Genomic DNA, 16,034 nt, shown 5'->3' with positions numbered 1-16,034 from the left:
GAGAGAATCCCCGGGAGCTTGGTTATTCAAGTGACTGAGGTGACCGAGAGAGGCCAACGCAGCAGCAGCCCGAAAGATGAAGGGAAGAATGAATTTAGAGAGCCGATTGCCATGATTACATGCAGAACAGCACAACAATGCGGGCAAGCTGACTTTGGTTGGCTGCAGGCTCGCTACACCTTTTCTTTTGGACATTACTTCGACCCCAAACTGATGGGCTACGCCTCGTTGCGGGTGCTGAATCAGGAGGTGCTGGCGCCAGGTGCGTCGTTCCAGCCACGCACCTATCCCAGCGTGGATATCCTGAATCTGATCTTGCAGGGGGAAGCAGAATACCGCGACAACGACGGCAATACCGTGCGGGCCGGGACCGGTGAGGCCTTGTTGTTGGCCACCCAGCCCGGACTGAGCTACAGCGAACAAAACGTCAGCAGCGATGCGCCGCTGACCCGTCTGCAACTGTGGCTGGACGCCTGCCCGGAGCGCAACAACGAGCGAGTGCAGCGCCTGGCGCTGCCGGAGAACGGCTCGACATTGCTGGCGTCACCGGACGGTGCGCAAGGCAGCCTGCAACTGCGACAGCAGGTATGGATCCATCATTTGGATTTACGGCCGGGCGAACAGCAGACGTTTGCGCTGAACGGGCAACGCGCTTACCTGCAGTCGATCCACGGCACCATTGAAGCCAATGGCGACCGTAACGAAGGCCAACGCTTGACCTGCGGCGACGGGGCTTTTATCCATGAAGAGAGCCGTCTGACGATCCGCGCCGAAACGCCGCTGCGCGCGCTGCTGATTGATTTGCCGGTGTGAATCAAGCGGGCGCGACATACCGAACCCGCTGGATGCAAATAGAAAAAACCCCGCGTAACTTGCGTCACGCGGGGTTTCCTTTATAGAGGGAGTTGACCGGTAAGCCGGGTTCTGTCGTGGACAGTCATTCCTCTAGGCCAGCAATCGCTCACTGGCTCAAGCAGCCTACCCGGGTTCAGTACGGGCCGTACCATGTGAACCCCTATTTGGCCTTGCTCCGGGTGGAGTTTACCGTGCCACGAACTGTTGCCAGCCGCGCGGTGCGCTCTTACCGCACCCTTTCACCCTTACCTGATCCCGCTTGCGCGGGCCATCGGCGGTTTGCTCTCTGTTGCACTAGTCGTAGGCTTGCGCCTCCCAGGCGTTACCTGGCACCCTGCCCTATGGAGCCCGGACTTTCCTCCCCTCCACCTGTCTCCCCCGAAAGGGACGGCAGTGAAGCGGCGACTGTCTGGTCAACTCCGGCGCGGATAGTAGCGTTGCGCTCACGGCAGGTCAACCGCTTTACTGTTCTTGTTGCTCTAACGCGTATTTATACAACGCATTTTTCTTCACGCCGTGGATTTCCGCCGCCAGCGCCGCCGCCTTTTTCAGCGGCAATTCTTTTTGCAGCAACGCCAGCGTGCGCAGCGCCTCCAGCGGCAATGCGTCATCCTGCGCCTTATGGCCTTCGACGATCAGCACCATTTCGCCGCGGCGACGCACTTCGTCTTCCTGCACCCAGGCCAGCAGTTCACCCACCGGCGCACCCGTGATGGACTCCCAGGTTTTGGTCAGCTCACGCGCCAGCACCACATAGCGCTGCGGCCCCCACACGGTGACCATGTCCTGCAAACTTTCCAGCAACCTGTGGGTTGATTCGTAGAAAATCAACGTGCGCGGTTCCTCTGCCAGCGCCATCAGCGTATCCTTACGCCCCTTGGTTTTCGCCGGCAGGAACCCTTCGTAACAGAAGCGGTCTGAAGCAACACCGGCGGCACACAGTGCGGTGGTTGCCGCACAGGCGCCCGGCAGCGGTACCACGCGGATGCCGGCTTCGCGGCAGCGGCGCACCAGGTGATAGCCGGGATCGTTGATCAACGGCGTGCCGGCATCGGAAACCAGCGCAATGCTCTGGCCTTCCTGCAGTTTCGCCAGCAGTTGGTCCGCCTTTTGTTGTTCGTTATGGTCATGCAGCGCAAACAGCCGCGCGCTAATCGCAAAGTGTTGCAACAGCAACCCGGTGTGGCGCGTGTCCTCGGCCGCAATCAGATCAACGCTTTTCAGTACCTCTAACGCGCGGTGGGTAATATCCCCCAAATTGCCGATGGGGGTAGGCACCACATACAGCGTTGATGCAGAAATGACTGATTGTTGGTGTTGATTCATTGTTTCATCCGGGTTGCCGATTTAATATTGAGCATCTTGAAAAAAACATCACTGGATACAGTATGCTTTCCTCAACATTCGTTCGTACCAAAGCAGGGCGTTCAAAGCCTGTCCGACTTACCGCAGTGATCGCGGCAGCCTTGTTCCTCGCAGGCTGTCCGAGTCAGGCCCCACAGACGCCGCCCGCCAATATACAGGACGAAGCGAGCGCCAGCTCCGATTACTATCTGAAGCAGTTGCAACAAAGCAGCGATGATAACAAGGCTGACTGGCAATTACTTGCTATTCGCGCGCTGTTACGCGAAGGAAAGCTGCCGCAGGCCGGTGAGCAACTGAACCAACTGCCGAAAAACCTCAGCGGCGTTCAGCAGGTTGAACGCCAGTTGCTGACCGCAGAATTGCAGGTGGCGAACAAAAGTTACGTGAGCGCCCGCAGCACCTTGGGCCAATTGGATAGCGGCTCACTGTCCGCCAACCAATTGGTGCGCTTCTACCAGGCGCAGATCGCCGCCAATCAGGGCAAACCCTCTCTGCCGCTGATCCGCGCCTACGTTGCGCAGGAACCGCTGCTGACCGGCAAGGCTCATCAAACCAATCTGGATCAAACCTGGCTGGCGCTGCTGCAGTTGACGCCGCAGGACATGAACAGCCTGGTGATCAACGCCAATGAAAATGTGCTGCAAGGCTGGCTGGATTTGCTGCGTGTTTATCAAGATAACAAGCAAGATCCCAGCCTGCTGAAAGCCGGCATCAAAGACTGGCAAAACCGTTACCCGCAGAACCCGGCGGCGAAAACGTTGCCGACGCAGCTGAATCAGGTGCTGAACTTTACCCAGGCTTCCACCTCCAAAATCGCCCTGCTGCTGCCGATGAACGGCCAGGCAAAAGTGTTCGCCGATGCGATCCAACAAGGTTTTGAAGCGGCGAAAAACGGCATGGCCGTACCGGCGCAGGTACAGCAACAGCAGCAAACTGCCAATAACCCCGTTCAGACGGCAGCCCCTGCGGACGCCAATGCCAACGGTGCGGTAAGCACCTCGGCGCCGTCTGCCGATGCCGCGCCCGTGACGGCGGCTCAGCCTTCCACGCAGCCCAATGCGCCGATGACGCCGCCGGCCACCAATGCGCAAATTAAAGTGTATGATACCACCAGCCAACCGCTGGCCGCGTTACTGACGCAGGCGCAGCAGGACGGCGCAACGCTGGTAGTGGGTCCGCTGCTGAAAGAGAACGTCGATCAACTGTCCGGCACCACCACCACGCTGAACGTGCTGGCGCTCAATCAGCCGGGAACGCCGAAAGACAATCCGAACATCTGTTACTTCGCCTTGTCGCCGGAAGACGAAGCGCGCGACGCGGCCCGCCATATGTGGGAACAACAAAAGCGCCAGCCGCTGCTGCTGATCCCGCGCGGTTCGTTCGGCGATCGTATTGCCAAAGCCTTTAACCAGGAATGGCAAAAGCTGGGCGGTCAGACCGTGCTGCAGCAAGGCATCGGCTCTGCCGGCGAACTGCGTCAGTCGGTGAACAGCGGCGGCATCCGCATGACAGGTACGCCGATTTCCGCAGCGCCGGCTCCGCAGGCCGTAACCATTGCCGGGCTGACCATTCCGGCGCCGCCAAGCGATGTGCCTGCCGAGTCCGGCGGTAACGTGGATGCGGTCTATATCGTGGCGACCCAGTCCCAGCTGACGCTGATCAAACCGATGATCGACATGGCCACCACCTCACGCAGCAAACCGGCAATGTACGCCAGCTCACGCAGCTATCAGGCCGGCGCCGGCCCGGACTTCCGCCTGGAAATGGAAGGCCTGCAGTTCAGCGATATCCCGCTGCTGGCCGGGGCCAACCCGCAGCTGTTGCAGCAGGCGAGCAGCCGGTTCCGCAACGACTATTCGCTGGTGCGTCTGTACGCAATGGGGATGGATGCCTGGACATTGGCCAATCACTTTGCTGAAATGCGCCAGCTCCCCGGTTTCCAGGTGTCCGGCACCACCGGCACGCTGACCGCCTCACCGGGCTGTGTGATCAACAGGAAACTGCCTTGGCTGCAATACCGTCAGGGAATGGTCGTTCCGGTCTCTTGAGTCAACGCGCCAAAGGGGTGGGCTATGAGTTACAGGCCCGCCGCTATCTGGAACGCGCCGGGCTCACCTTCTTCGCCGCCAACGTTACGCTGCGCGGCGGTGAGCTCGATCTCATCATGCGCGATGGCCAAACCTGGGTGTTTGTTGAAGTCCGCTACCGCCGCAGCGACGCCTTTGGCGGCGCGGCCGCCAGCGTGACTTACCGTAAACAGCAGCGGCTGCTGCATGCCGCCGCCGTTTGGTTGGCGGGGCGCGGAGCCAGCTTTGACACATCGTCTTGCCGTTTTGATGTTTTGGCCATGACCGGTAGCCAGTTAGAATGGATACCCAATGCCTTCAATGCGGATTAATCATGGTTTACCGGTGCAGACCGGCCCTTTGACTTAGTGGATTAATACAACGTGCTGGATAGAATTAAAGCCTGTTTTACCGAAAGCATCCAAACCCAGATTGCGGCGGCGGAAGCCTTGCCCGACGCCATCTCGCGTGCAGCGATGACGCTGGTTCAATCCTTACTTAACGGTAATAAAATTCTGTGCTGCGGCAACGGTACCTCGGCGGCCAACGCGCAGCATTTCGCCGCCAGCATGATCAATCGCTTTGAAACCGAGCGCCCAAGCCTGCCGGCTATTGCCCTGAACGCCGATAACGTGGTGCTGACGGCGATCACCAACGATCGTCTGCACGATGAAGTCTATGCCAAGCAGGTGCGCGCCCTCGGCCATGCCGGCGACGTCTTGCTGGCTATTTCCACCCGCGGCAACAGCCGTGATATTGTGAAAGCGGTCGAAGCCGCAGTGACGCGTGATATGACGATTGTCGCGCTCACCGGTTACGACGGCGGGGAGCTGGCCGGTTTGCTCGGCCAGCAGGATGTCGAGATCCGTATCCCATCGCATCGCAGTGCTCGCATTCAGGAAATGCATATGCTCACAGTAAATTGCCTATGCGACCTGATAGATAATACGTTGTTTCCCCACCAGGACGATTAAGGAACTGAGATGAAGCTGAAAGCCACATTTGCAGTGCTGTCCAGCGCCCTGCTGTTACAAGGCTGTATTGCCGGCGTTGTCGTCGGCAGTGCGGCTGTCGCCACCAAAAGCGCCACCGATCCGCGCAGCGTAGGCACTCAGGTAGACGACGGCACGTTGGAAGCCCGGGTCGAAAACGCCATGAGTAAAGATCAACAACTGAAGAAAGACGCCCGGGTGGTTGCTACCGCCTATCAGGGTAAAGTGTTGCTGACCGGCCAGTCGCCAAGCACCGACCTCGCCGCCCGCGCCAAGCAAATAGCGATGGGCGTTGAAGGCACGAGCGAGGTGTATAACGAGATCCGTCAGGGAACGCCGGTCAGCCTGAGCACCGCGTCCTCGGATACCTGGATCACCACCAAGGTCCGTTCGCAGTTGCTGACCAGCGACACGGTGAAATCCTCTAACGTGAAAGTCACCACCGAAAACGGTGAGGTGTTCTTGCTGGGCCTGGTCACACAACAGGAAGCGCAATCGGCCGCGCAGATCGCCAGCCAGGTGAGCGGCGTGAAACACGTCACCACCGCCTTTACCCTGGTGAAATAACCTGCTGCGCCGGGATGGGCCTAAAACCTTTATCCCGGCGTGCTAATCCAGGTTATTTTCTTTCAAAAAGCCTTCCCCACCCAGTTGCCGCATCTGACGCATGATCCACTGCTGCCGTTGAATCACATAGCCGGAAGGCGCGCCGGCCTTAAAACGATGCGGGTTAGGCAACACCGCCGCCAGCAGCGCCGCTTCAGAAGAGGTCAGACGTTTGGCCGGCTTATTGAAAAAGCGTTGCGACGCCTCTTCCACACCGAATACTCCATCACCAAACTCAACGATATTCAGGTAAACCGTCAGGATGCGCCGTTTGGTCCACACCAGCTCAATCCCCGACGTCAGCCCGGCCTCCAGCCCCTTGCGCAGCCAGCTGCGGCCATCCCAGAGAAACAGGTTCTTCGCCGTTTGCTGCGACAGCGTGGAGGCGCCGCGAATGCGTGTAGGACGACGTTCGTTGTGGCTGAGCGCCTTTTCGATCGCCGCCACGTCGAAACCCCAATGTTCCGGGAACTTCTGATCCTCCGCCGCCATGACCGCCAGCGCCATCTGCGGGGAAATATCGTCCATCGACACCCAGTCCGAATGGGCGACGTAGCCGAAGTCGCCGCTCAGCCAGGCGCCGACCTGCCGTTCAACCATCACGGCGGAAAACGGCACTGGCAGGAAGGCGAAGGCCACAATACCCAACACCCACAGGCCGATAATTGCGATGACGCCACGCTTCAGCCAAAACCACGGTCGGGAAAAAATCGATTTGCCCGCGGACTTTCTCATTCAGCTAAATCCAGTACCCGTGAAACCAGCTTATCAATCCCGTCGGCCGCCTCGCCGATAGATTTCGCCAACATATAGGCCGGCGTGGTCACCACTTTGTTCTCAATGTCCACCACGATGTCATCAACCGGGCAAACAACCGGTTCGCCCCCCATGGCATCAATCACTTCACCCAGGTCCGGATCGTTGCCAATGGTCAGTCGCACTTGTTGATCCAACAGCTTCGGCAGCAATGCGGGGGTAATACACATAAAACCAATTGGTTTATTTGCCTTATACATTTGCTGCGTTAACTTAGCTAAATCTTTATCAATCCAGCATTCTGCCCCTTCACTGGCGAAGCTGCTGAGATTCTTCGCCGCGCCAAATCCGCCGGGTACAATCAGCGCGTCCAACCGGCCGGCATCGGCCTGTGAAAGCGGCTGGATGTTCCCTCTGGCAATACGCGCCGACTCGACCAAAACATTGCGTTCCTCCGGCATTTCATCGCCAGTTAAGTGATTAATAACATGAAGTTGAGATTTATCCGGTGCAAAGCACACCGCCTGTGCCCCCGCCCGGTCCAACGCAAGCAGCGTCAGGACGGCCTCATGGATCTCCGCACCGTCATAAACTCCGCAGCCGCTCAGCACAACGCCAACGTTTTTCATCACCCTTACTCCTTATGAGACTGTCAACTGGTTAGTGCTCGGAGTTAACAAACACTAATCTACATCACACATTTTAATGAATCTTCTAACAAGAGCGCTTACATTTGCTATGTTGTTGGCTGTATGATGTTTAGGAATTCTCTACAACCTGCTCGACCAGAACACTGAATACCAATACGCAGGTTCACAATTTCCCTGGTGTTGGCGCAATATTCGCGCACCCCGGCCTAGGTCGGGGTCATTTTTTTTCAGCGTTCGCAACCCACTCACGCAGTACTTGCACGTCGTTGTGCCATTCCTGCTTCAGCTCATCGACCCAATCCTGCACGTTATCCCACCACGCCGGCAGCGTCGGGGTCTGAATTTGCTGTGCCAGCTGCTGCAGATGGCGCAGGCCAACCGAACCGCAAGCGCCCTTGATTTTATGCCCTTCTTCGGTGATGCCTTTCTGGTCACGCGCCGTCATATTGGACTCCAGCACCGCCAGATAGCCCGGCATCATCTGCTCAAACATCTCCAGGCTCTGATGAATCAGTTGCGGCCCCACCAGGTCCATGTACTGTTCCAGCATTGTGGTATCCAGTAACGACTCATTAATCTGCATCGCCTTTTGCTCCGTTTTCTTTGTGGTGTGAGAGGGTTGATGATCCCAATAATGTTTAATGACTTTGGTCAACGCCGGTACCGAAAGCGGTTTGCTCAGTACATCGTCCATCCCCGCGTCGAGATACTCTTTTTTGTCTTTCAGTACGTTGGCGGTCAAGGCAACCAACGGCGGCAGCGCTTGCCCGGCATAACGTTCGCGCAGCACCCGGGCGATATCCAGCCCCGTCATGTCCGGCAGTTGGATGTCCAGCAGCACCAGATCAAACTCGTCCGGATCGAACATCGCCAATGCGTCGGCGCCGTTCATCGCCACCTCTACGCTGTTGCCGAGCTTTTCCAGCACCGAACGCGCCACAATCACGTTCAGTTCGATATCTTCCACCAGCAGGATATGCAGTGCCGGCAACGGCAGATCCTCTTCGGCCCGCGTCTCACTTTCCGCTTCCCGCACCGCCGGCGCATTGATGGTCAAGGTGAAGCAAGAACCGTGCCCCTGCACGCTGCTGACGGTGATATCGCCACCCATGCTCTGCGCCAGCCGCTTGGAAACAGCCAGCCCAATACCGGTGCCGGTCGCCGGGCGGCCGCCGTGCTGATCTTTCACCTGATAATACATGGCGAAAATCTTGTCTTGTTCGTCCTGCGGGATACCCATGCCGGAGTCTTCCACTTCAAACACCAGCCGATCCTGCTCTTCACGCCGCACGCGCACCACAATCTGCCCGTGCGGGGTGAACTTCACCGCATTGCCGATCAGGTTCCACAGGATCTGCCGCAGGCGGGTACCGTCGGTAATGATTTGCTGCGGCAGCGGCGGTTGCGGCTCCATCACGAACTGCAGGCCTTTTGGCTGCGCCAGCAGGCCGGAGAGGTTTTCCAGATCCGCCAGGAAGCCGGTAAAATCCACCGGCTGGTTGTCGAGCTGCACTTTCCGCCGCTCGAGCTTGTCCATCTCAATGATGTCATTGAAAATATTGCCCAGCGTGATGGCGCTGACGTGGATGGTCTTCAGGTATTTCAGTTGCTCATCGTTCAAATCGGTATCGAGCAGAATGCGGCTCAGCCCGACTATGCCGTTAAGCGGCGTACGAAGCTCGTGGCTGATCGTTGAGATGAAGGTGGTCTTGTCCCTGCTGGCGTTCTCCAGCGCGTCCTGGTAGCGCTTACGCTCGGTTATATCGCGCCCAAAGCCCATCAGCCCATGACGTTTGCCCACGCGATCGTAAAACGGCACCTTGCGCAGCTCGAAACAGGCCTTGCGCCCGTCCGGGTAAACCAGCCACTGTTCGTAGGTCAGGGAGACGTTATGGCGAAAGACCTTTTCGTCGGTTTCTATCACCTTTTCGGCGATTTCCTGGCTATAGACGTCAAACGGCGTCAGGCCAATCAGCTGTTTTTCGCTTTTTCCGGTCAGCAGTTCCATCGCCCGGTTACAGCCGGAGAATTCTTTGTCTTCGTTGCGGTAATACACCAGGTCAGGGGAAGCATCGAGGAACGAACGCAACAGCGCCGATTGTTGCCCCAGTTCAATCTGCGCCAGTTCGCGCTGCTCCATCTCTTGCGTCAGCTTGTCCATCACCTGCTGGCGATCTTGCTCCGCCTTGATACGGTCGGCGATTTCCTGATTCAACTGGCTGATATTGTCTTTAAGCTGCTGGTTCAGCTCCAGATCGCGGTGGCGCATTTCTTCCAGCTTATCGACCAGCCGCGCCAGACGCTGGCGAGATTCTTCCAGTTGCTCGACCACCACCGACAGAAAATACACTGCCCAGGGCGTAATCAGCAGGCCGAAGAAGATCGAACGCACCACGTCAATGCTTTCCACCTCGCCGCGCAGCAGCATGGTCACCGCCATCTGCACCACCATCGCCAGTACCACCAGCGCCGAAGCCAGCAGCAGCGAAAAGCGCACCAGCCCCAGTTTCACCATTAAATCAACGTAGTACTGGGCTAACACCCGGATTTGCTTCATAGCGGCTCCCATCAGACAGAATCGGTTAAATCATACCGTAAAACCTCGGTGAGATAAGGAAGCAAACACCGAAGTGTGGGAAAGTTTGCAAATCAAAACAGCGATCAAGGGCGATATTGCCGCTTTTCGTCCAACCCGCTGCCCTGCCCGCCATATCGCTGCAGATAACCACCGACCGCCTGCATGCCGTTCCAGCGGTTTTCGCACCATAATGGTGCCAACAGCGTCGGTCGACGGGCGTTGGCGGAGACGCGGTGATAGACAATCTCTTTCGGCGTATGGCGGATCATCTCCCCGGCGCTGGCGGCGTACTCCTCCATCGCCAGCTCAGGCATGCGCCCAGCCCGCCAGGCTTGCGCCAGAGTGCTGCCGGTAACAATATGCAGCGGGTGCAGCTTGATGCCATCCACGCCGCTGTCCACCACCTGCCGCAGCGTAGCCAGATGATCGGCCGCCGTTTCTCCCGGCAGCCCGACGATCAGGTGGCTGCACACCTTCAAGCCGCGTTCGCGCGCCAGCCGGGCGGTGTGCCGATAACAGGAGAAATTGTGGCCGCGATTAATGCGCTTCAGCGTTTTATCGTGCGCGGTCTGCAGACCCAGTTCGAGCCAAACCTCATACCCTTGATCAAGGTAACTCGCCAGCAGATCAAGCGCGGCAGAGGGTACGCAATCCGGCCGCGTGCCAACGCAGATCCCGACCATATCGGCCTGCGCCAGCGCCTGCCGATACATGTCCGCCAGCAGGCTCACTTCTGCATAAGTACTGGTATAAGCCTGAAAGTAGGCCAGGTAACGTTTTGCGCGGTTGACCTTGCCGGCCTGCGCCCTCAGCTGTTCGGCAATGCTCCGGCGCTGCATCTGTTCGTTCGCAAAGGAGGCCACATTGCAGAAAGTACAGCCGCCGCGCCCCAGGGTACCGTCACGATTTGGGCAACTGAAACCGCCGTGCAGCGTGAGTTTATGGATCTTTTCGCCGTACCGGCGCTGGAGATCGGCGCCAAACATATTGACTAATTGCGGCAACTGCATAATCTTGTCTTTCTCTGTGCTCAAAGCCCGTGATGCTAATAAGAAACGGCTTTTCCCGCGATGACAGAGATCAACGCTTTCCTCGCAAGGCCTCACCAGGCATAACTATTCATTATAAATGCAAATAAAATCACCCGAGCCACGATGAATTTTTCTTATTCCCACACGGCCGTTAACGCCCGTATGACAAAGCGATGAAAAATAGTTACAAATAACAAGAAAGAATAACTTAATAGAATAAAACTCTGGCATTCCCGCCCGCACTAGCATGGTGCAGAGATTCAGAGGTTGCACTATAGTGAGACAGCTCACATTTCCCCGGCACCTGACGCTCCCCGCTACCACCGTAAATTCATGTAAAAAACATTAATATTCAAAAAGATAACCCACATTAATTCAATAAAAAACCCACTTAAGCCTATATTTGACCTGCGTATTCTTTCTCGCTAAGTTGGAAGTCCGCTGGAAGCTTTCTGGACGGGCAAACGTCTCGTCATATTTATGCAGTTATTTAAGACTCCCTCTTAAAACAAGTCATTCACCACTTGTGAGAACCGTCACGAGAGGCCATTGATGGAGGGCGGAAAAGCAGATCGGCGGTAGTAACCTTGCTGATCGGACTTCCGCCTGAAGTTGGGAAGCCCCCTCGCAGTTGGTTGTAAGAGTCACGCAGAGCCTGGGGAGGTTCACTGATATGTTGTACGATAAATCCCTTGAGAGGGACAACTGTGGTTTCGGCCTAATCGCCCACATAGAAGGCGAACCTAGCCACAAGGTGGTGCGAACTGCTATTCACGCGCTGGCCCGTATGCAGCACCGTGGCGCAATCCTTGCTGACGGCAAGACTGGCGACGGTTGCGGCCTGTTATTGCAAAAGCCCGATCGCTTTTTCCGCATGGTTGGAGAAGAGCGCGGCTGGCGTTTAGCCAAGAACTACGCCGTTGGCATGATGTTCCTCAGCCAGAACGAAGAGGAAGCCCGTGCCAGCCGCCGCATTGTGGAAGAAGAGCTGCAAAATGAAACGCTGTCGGTCGTCGGCTGGCGTGAAGTGCCGACCAACCCGGACGTGCTGGGTGAGATCGCCCTCTCTTCCCTGCCACGCATTGAACAGATCTTCGTTAACGCCCCGGCAGGTTGGCGCCCGCGCGATATGGAACGCCGCCTGTTTGTGGCCCGTCGCCGTATCGAAAAACGCGTGCAGGACGACAGCTTCTATGTCTGCAGCTTCTCGAATCTGGTCACGATCTATAAAGGCCTGTGCATGCCTGCGGATCTGCCGCGTTTCTATCTCGATCTGGCGGACCTGCGCCTGGAATCGGCCATCTGCCTGTTCCACCAGCGTTTCTCCACCAACACCGTGCCGCGCTGGCCGCTTGCGCAGCCGTTCCGTTATTTGGCGCACAACGGTGAGATCAACACCATCACCGGTAACCGCCAATGGGCACGCGCCCGTACTTATAAATTCCAGACGCCGCTGATCCCGGATTTGCAAACCGCCGCGCCTTTCGTTAACGAAACCGGCTCCGACTCCAGCTCGCTGGACAACATGCTGGAGCTGCTGTTGGCGGGGGGCATGGACCTGATCCGCGCCATGCGGTTGCTGGTGCCGCCGGCCTGGCAGAACAACCCGGACATGGACACCGACCTGCGCGCCTTCTTCGACTTCAACTCGATGCACATGGAGCCGTGGGACGGCCCGGCAGGCATCGTGATGTCCGATGGCCGCTACGCTGCCTGTAACCTGGACCGCAACGGTCTGCGTCCGGCGCGTTATGTGATCACCAAAGACAAACTGATCACCTGCGCCTCCGAAGTCGGCATCTGGGATTACCAGCCGGATGAAGTGGTGGAGAAAGGCCGCGTTGGCCCTGGCGAGCTGATGGTGATCGACACCCGCAGCGGCAAGATCCTGCACTCCGCCGAAACCGACGACGACCTGAAAAGCCGCCACCCGTATAAAGAGTGGATGGAAAAGAACGTCAAGCGCCTGGTGCCGTTCGAGGATCTGCCTGAAGATCAGGTCGGCAGCCGTGAACTCGACGACGCGCAGCTCGAGACTTACCAGAAACAGTTCGGCTACAGCAGCGAAGAGCTGGATCAGGTGATCCGCGTACTGGGCGAGATCGGCCAGGAAGCCACCGGCTCTATGGGTGACGATACCCCGTTCGCCGTGCTCTCCAGCCGCCCGCGCATCGTTTATGACTATTTCCGCCAGCAGTTCGCGCAGGTGACCAACCCGCCAATCGACCCGCTGCGCGAAGCGCATGTGATGTCGCTGGCGACCAGCATCGGCCGCGAAATGAACGTGTTCTGCGAGGCCGAAGGCCAGGCGCACCGCCTGAGCTTCAAATCGCCGATCCTGCTCTATTCAGACTTCAAGCAGCTCACCACGCTGGAAGGCGAATATTATCGCGCCGACACGCTCGATCTGACCTTTGATCCTGCGGTGCAGGATCTGGAGCAAACCATCCGCGCCCTGTGCGACGAAGCGGAACGTAAAGTCCGTGACGGCGCCGTGCTGCTGGTGCTGTCCGATCGCGCCATCGCCGCCAACCGTCTGCCGGTGCCTGCGCCAATGGCCGTAGGTGCGATCCAGACCCGTTTGGTAGAGAAAAACCTGCGTTGCGATGCCAACATTATCGTTGAAACCGCCAGCGCCCGCGATCCGCACCACTTCGCCGTGCTGTTGGGCTTCGGCGCGACTGCGATCTACCCGTATCTGGCCTACGAAACGCTGGCCAAACTGGTAGATACTCAGGCGATCGACAAGAAATACCGCGACGTGATGCTGAACTACCGCAACGGCATCAATAAAGGCCTGTACAAGATCATGTCCAAAATGGGCATCTCGACTATCGCCTCTTACCGCTGCGCCAAACTGTTTGAAGCGGTCGGTCTGCATCGTGATTTGTCCGATCTCTGCTTCCAGGGCGTAGTCAGCCGCATCGGCGGCGCCAGCTTCAGCGACTTCCAACAGGATTTGCAGAACCTGTCCAAGCGCGCATGGCTGAAACGCAAACCGCTGGAACAAGGCGGCCTGCTGAAGTTCGTCCACGGCGGCGAGTACCATGCGTACAACCCTGACGTGGTAAGCACCTTGCAAACTGCGGTGCACAGCGGCAAATACAGCGACTATCAGGCTTACGCCAAACTGGTGAATGAACGCCCGGTCGCCATGCTGCGCGACCTGCTGGCCATTACGCCGCAGGGCACGCCGATTCCGGTCGACCAGGTTGAACCGGCGGAATCGCTGTTCAAACGCTTCGATACCGCCGCAATGTCTATCGGCGCACTGAGCCCGGAGGCCCACGAATCGCTGGCCATCGCCATGAACAGCCTCGGCGGTTTCTCCAACTCCGGTGAAGGCGGCGAAGATCCTGCGCGTTACGGCACCAACAAGGTTTCACGCATCAAGCAGGTGGCATCCGGCCGTTTCGGCGTGACGCCGGCCTACCTGGTGAATGCCGACGTGATCCAAATTAAAGTGGCGCAAGGGGCCAAACCGGGCGAAGGCGGCCAGTTGCCTGGCGACAAAGTGACGCCTTATATCGCCAAGCTGCGTTATTCGGTGCCGGGCGTAACCCTGATTTCTCCACCGCCGCACCATGATATCTACTCGATTGAAGATCTGGCGCAGCTGATTTTCGACCTGAAACAGGTCAACCCGAAGGCGATGATTTCGGTGAAACTGGTTTCCGAACCGGGCGTCGGCACCATTGCTACCGGTGTGGCGAAAGCCTATGCCGATCTGATCACTATCGCCGGCTACGATGGCGGTACCGGTGCCAGCCCACTGTCGTCGGTGAAATACGCCGGTTGCCCGTGGGAACTGGGCCTGGTGGAAACGCAGCAGGCGCTGGTGGCTAACGGCCTGCGCCACAAAATCCGCCTGCAGGTGGATGGCGGCCTGAAAACCGGCGTGGACATCGTCAAAGCGGCGATCCTCGGCGCGGAAAGCTTCGGCTTCGGTACCGGCCCGATGGTGGCGCTGGGTTGTAAATACCTGCGTATCTGTCACCTGAACAACTGCGCAACCGGCGTGGCGACTCAGGATGAAAAACTGCGCCGCGATCACTATCACGGCCTGCCGGAACGCGTAACCAACTACTTCCAGTTCATCGCGCGTGAAACCCGCGAGATCATGGCGCAGCTGGGTGTCAGCCAATTGGTTGATCTGATTGGCCGCACTGAGTTCCTGACCGAGCTGGACGGCATCTCCGCCAAGCAGAACAAGCTGGATCTGTCGCCGTTGCTGAAAACCGCAACGCCTCATCCAGGCAAGGCGCTGTACTGCACCGAAAGCAGCAACCCGCCGTTCGACAAAGGGTTGATGAACAAAGATCTGCTGGCGCAGGCGGAGCCGCATATCGAAGCGAAGCACAGCAAGACCTTCTACTTCGATATCCGTAACACCGACCGTTCGGTTGGCGCTACCCTATCCGGCGCTATTGCCAGCGTGCATGGCGATCAGGGCATGGCAGCTGACCCGATCAAGGCCTATTTCTCCGGCACCGCAGGCCAGAGCTTCGGCGTATGGAATGCGGGCGGCGTTGAGCTGACCCTGACCGGCGACGCCAACGACTATGTCGGCAAAGGCATGGCCGGCGGCCGTATCGCCGTACGCCCACCGATTGGTTCTGCCTTCCGCAGCCATGAAGCGAGCATTATCGGCAACACCTGTCTGTACGGCGCCACCGGCGGCAAGCTGTTCGCTGCGGGCCGTGCGGGTGAGCGCTTCGCGGTGCGTAACTCCGGCGCCATCACCGTAGTTGAAGGCATTGGCGATAACGGTTGTGAATACATGACCGGCGGCATCGTCTGTGTGCTGGGTAAAACCGGCATCAACTTTGGTGCGGGCATGACCGGTGGTTTCGCTTACGTGCTGGATGAAGACGGCGAATTCCGCAAACGCGTGAACCCGGAGCTGGTGGAGGTATTGGATGTCGACCAACTGGCCATTCATGAGGAGCACCTGCGCGGTTTGATTACCGAACACGTGCAAGCGACCGGTTCTGCGCGCGGGGAAGAGATTCTGGCTAACTGGCCGGAATGGGCGCCGAAGTTCGCTCTGGTCAAGCCGAAGTCCAGTGATGTCAAAGCATTGTTGGGTCACCGTAGTCGTTCCGCAGCCGAGCTGCGGGTTCAGGCGCAGTAAG

The 16,034-nt window shown here is 58.0% G+C and carries 11 protein-coding genes and 1 other RNA gene; 6 read left to right on the top strand and 6 right to left on the bottom strand.

What is annotated here, in order from left to right; translation table 11 throughout:
* Positions 1 to 111: 111 nt before the first annotated feature.
* On the top strand, positions 112 to 813 hold the full coding sequence (locus JK621_RS19145) for a pirin family protein (protein ID WP_212557208.1): 702 nt from the start codon (positions 112 to 114) through the stop codon (positions 811 to 813).
* 84 nt (positions 814 to 897) lie between these two features.
* On the opposite strand, the gene rnpB is transcribed toward JK621_RS19145, so the two are convergent.
* Positions 898 to 1,276, bottom strand: an RNA gene (gene rnpB, locus JK621_RS19140) — RNase P RNA component class A.
* A 41-nt stretch (positions 1,277 to 1,317) separates the two neighbouring features.
* Complete coding sequence (gene rsmI / locus JK621_RS19135; RefSeq protein WP_065506634.1) at positions 1,318 to 2,181, bottom strand: 16S rRNA (cytidine(1402)-2'-O)-methyltransferase; 864 nt, start codon at positions 2,179 to 2,181, stop codon at positions 1,318 to 1,320.
* 62 nt (positions 2,182 to 2,243) lie between these two features.
* Between rsmI and JK621_RS19130 the strand changes: the two genes are divergently transcribed.
* Genes JK621_RS19130 through dolP form a run of 4 tightly spaced genes read left to right on the top strand, consistent with a single transcriptional unit; the run spans position 2,244 to position 5,845 of the window.
* Entirely contained in the window at positions 2,244 to 4,268 is a 2,025-nt protein-coding gene (locus JK621_RS19130) for a penicillin-binding protein activator (RefSeq protein WP_212557207.1), read from the top strand.
* Positions 4,265 to 4,618: a YraN family protein gene (locus JK621_RS19125; protein WP_212560238.1), complete on the top strand. Its 354-nt coding sequence runs from the start codon at positions 4,265 to 4,267 to the stop codon at positions 4,616 to 4,618. Before JK621_RS19130 ends, JK621_RS19125 begins: the two co-directional genes overlap by 4 nt.
* A 51-nt stretch (positions 4,619 to 4,669) precedes the next feature.
* Positions 4,670 to 5,260, top strand: a complete 591-nt coding sequence (gene diaA, locus JK621_RS19120; protein ID WP_020831820.1) for a DnaA initiator-associating protein DiaA — start codon at positions 4,670 to 4,672, stop codon at positions 5,258 to 5,260.
* A 9-nt stretch (positions 5,261 to 5,269) separates the two neighbouring features.
* Positions 5,270 to 5,845, top strand: a complete 576-nt coding sequence (gene dolP, locus JK621_RS19115; protein ID WP_212557206.1) for a division/outer membrane stress-associated lipid-binding lipoprotein — start codon at positions 5,270 to 5,272, stop codon at positions 5,843 to 5,845.
* A 42-nt stretch (positions 5,846 to 5,887) separates the two neighbouring features.
* Here dolP and mtgA read toward each other — a convergent pair whose 3' ends face one another.
* From mtgA to JK621_RS19095, 4 genes are all read right to left on the bottom strand, one after another.
* Complete coding sequence (gene mtgA, locus JK621_RS19110; protein WP_212557205.1) at positions 5,888 to 6,619, bottom strand: monofunctional biosynthetic peptidoglycan transglycosylase; 732 nt, start codon at positions 6,617 to 6,619, stop codon at positions 5,888 to 5,890.
* On the bottom strand, positions 6,616 to 7,269 hold the full coding sequence (elbB, locus tag JK621_RS19105; protein WP_212557204.1) for an isoprenoid biosynthesis glyoxalase ElbB: 654 nt from the start codon (positions 7,267 to 7,269) through the stop codon (positions 6,616 to 6,618). The genes mtgA and elbB overlap by 4 nt, the downstream gene beginning before the upstream one ends.
* A 238-nt stretch (positions 7,270 to 7,507) precedes the next feature.
* On the bottom strand, positions 7,508 to 9,847 hold the full coding sequence (arcB, locus tag JK621_RS19100; protein ID WP_212557203.1) for an aerobic respiration two-component sensor histidine kinase ArcB: 2,340 nt from the start codon (positions 9,845 to 9,847) through the stop codon (positions 7,508 to 7,510).
* Positions 9,848 to 9,951: 104 nt separating this feature from the next.
* Positions 9,952 to 10,878, bottom strand: coding sequence for a TIGR01212 family radical SAM protein (locus JK621_RS19095; RefSeq protein ID WP_212557202.1), 927 nt, complete (start codon positions 10,876 to 10,878; stop codon positions 9,952 to 9,954).
* 694 nt (positions 10,879 to 11,572) lie between these two features.
* Between JK621_RS19095 and gltB the strand changes: the two genes are divergently transcribed.
* Positions 11,573 to 16,033 carry a glutamate synthase large subunit gene (gene gltB, locus JK621_RS19090; RefSeq protein ID WP_212557201.1) on the top strand — a complete coding sequence of 1,487 codons (4,461 nt, stop codon included), beginning with the start codon at positions 11,573 to 11,575 and terminating at the stop codon, positions 16,031 to 16,033.
* The last annotated feature ends 1 nt before the right edge of the window (position 16,034 follow it).

The organism is Serratia plymuthica, from assembly GCF_018336935.1.
In the GTDB taxonomy this organism is placed as follows: Bacteria; Pseudomonadota; Gammaproteobacteria; order Enterobacterales; family Enterobacteriaceae; genus Serratia; species Serratia plymuthica_B.
The sequence above is the reverse complement of the archived record's forward strand: the minus strand, read 5'-3'. Positions and strand labels throughout refer to the sequence as shown.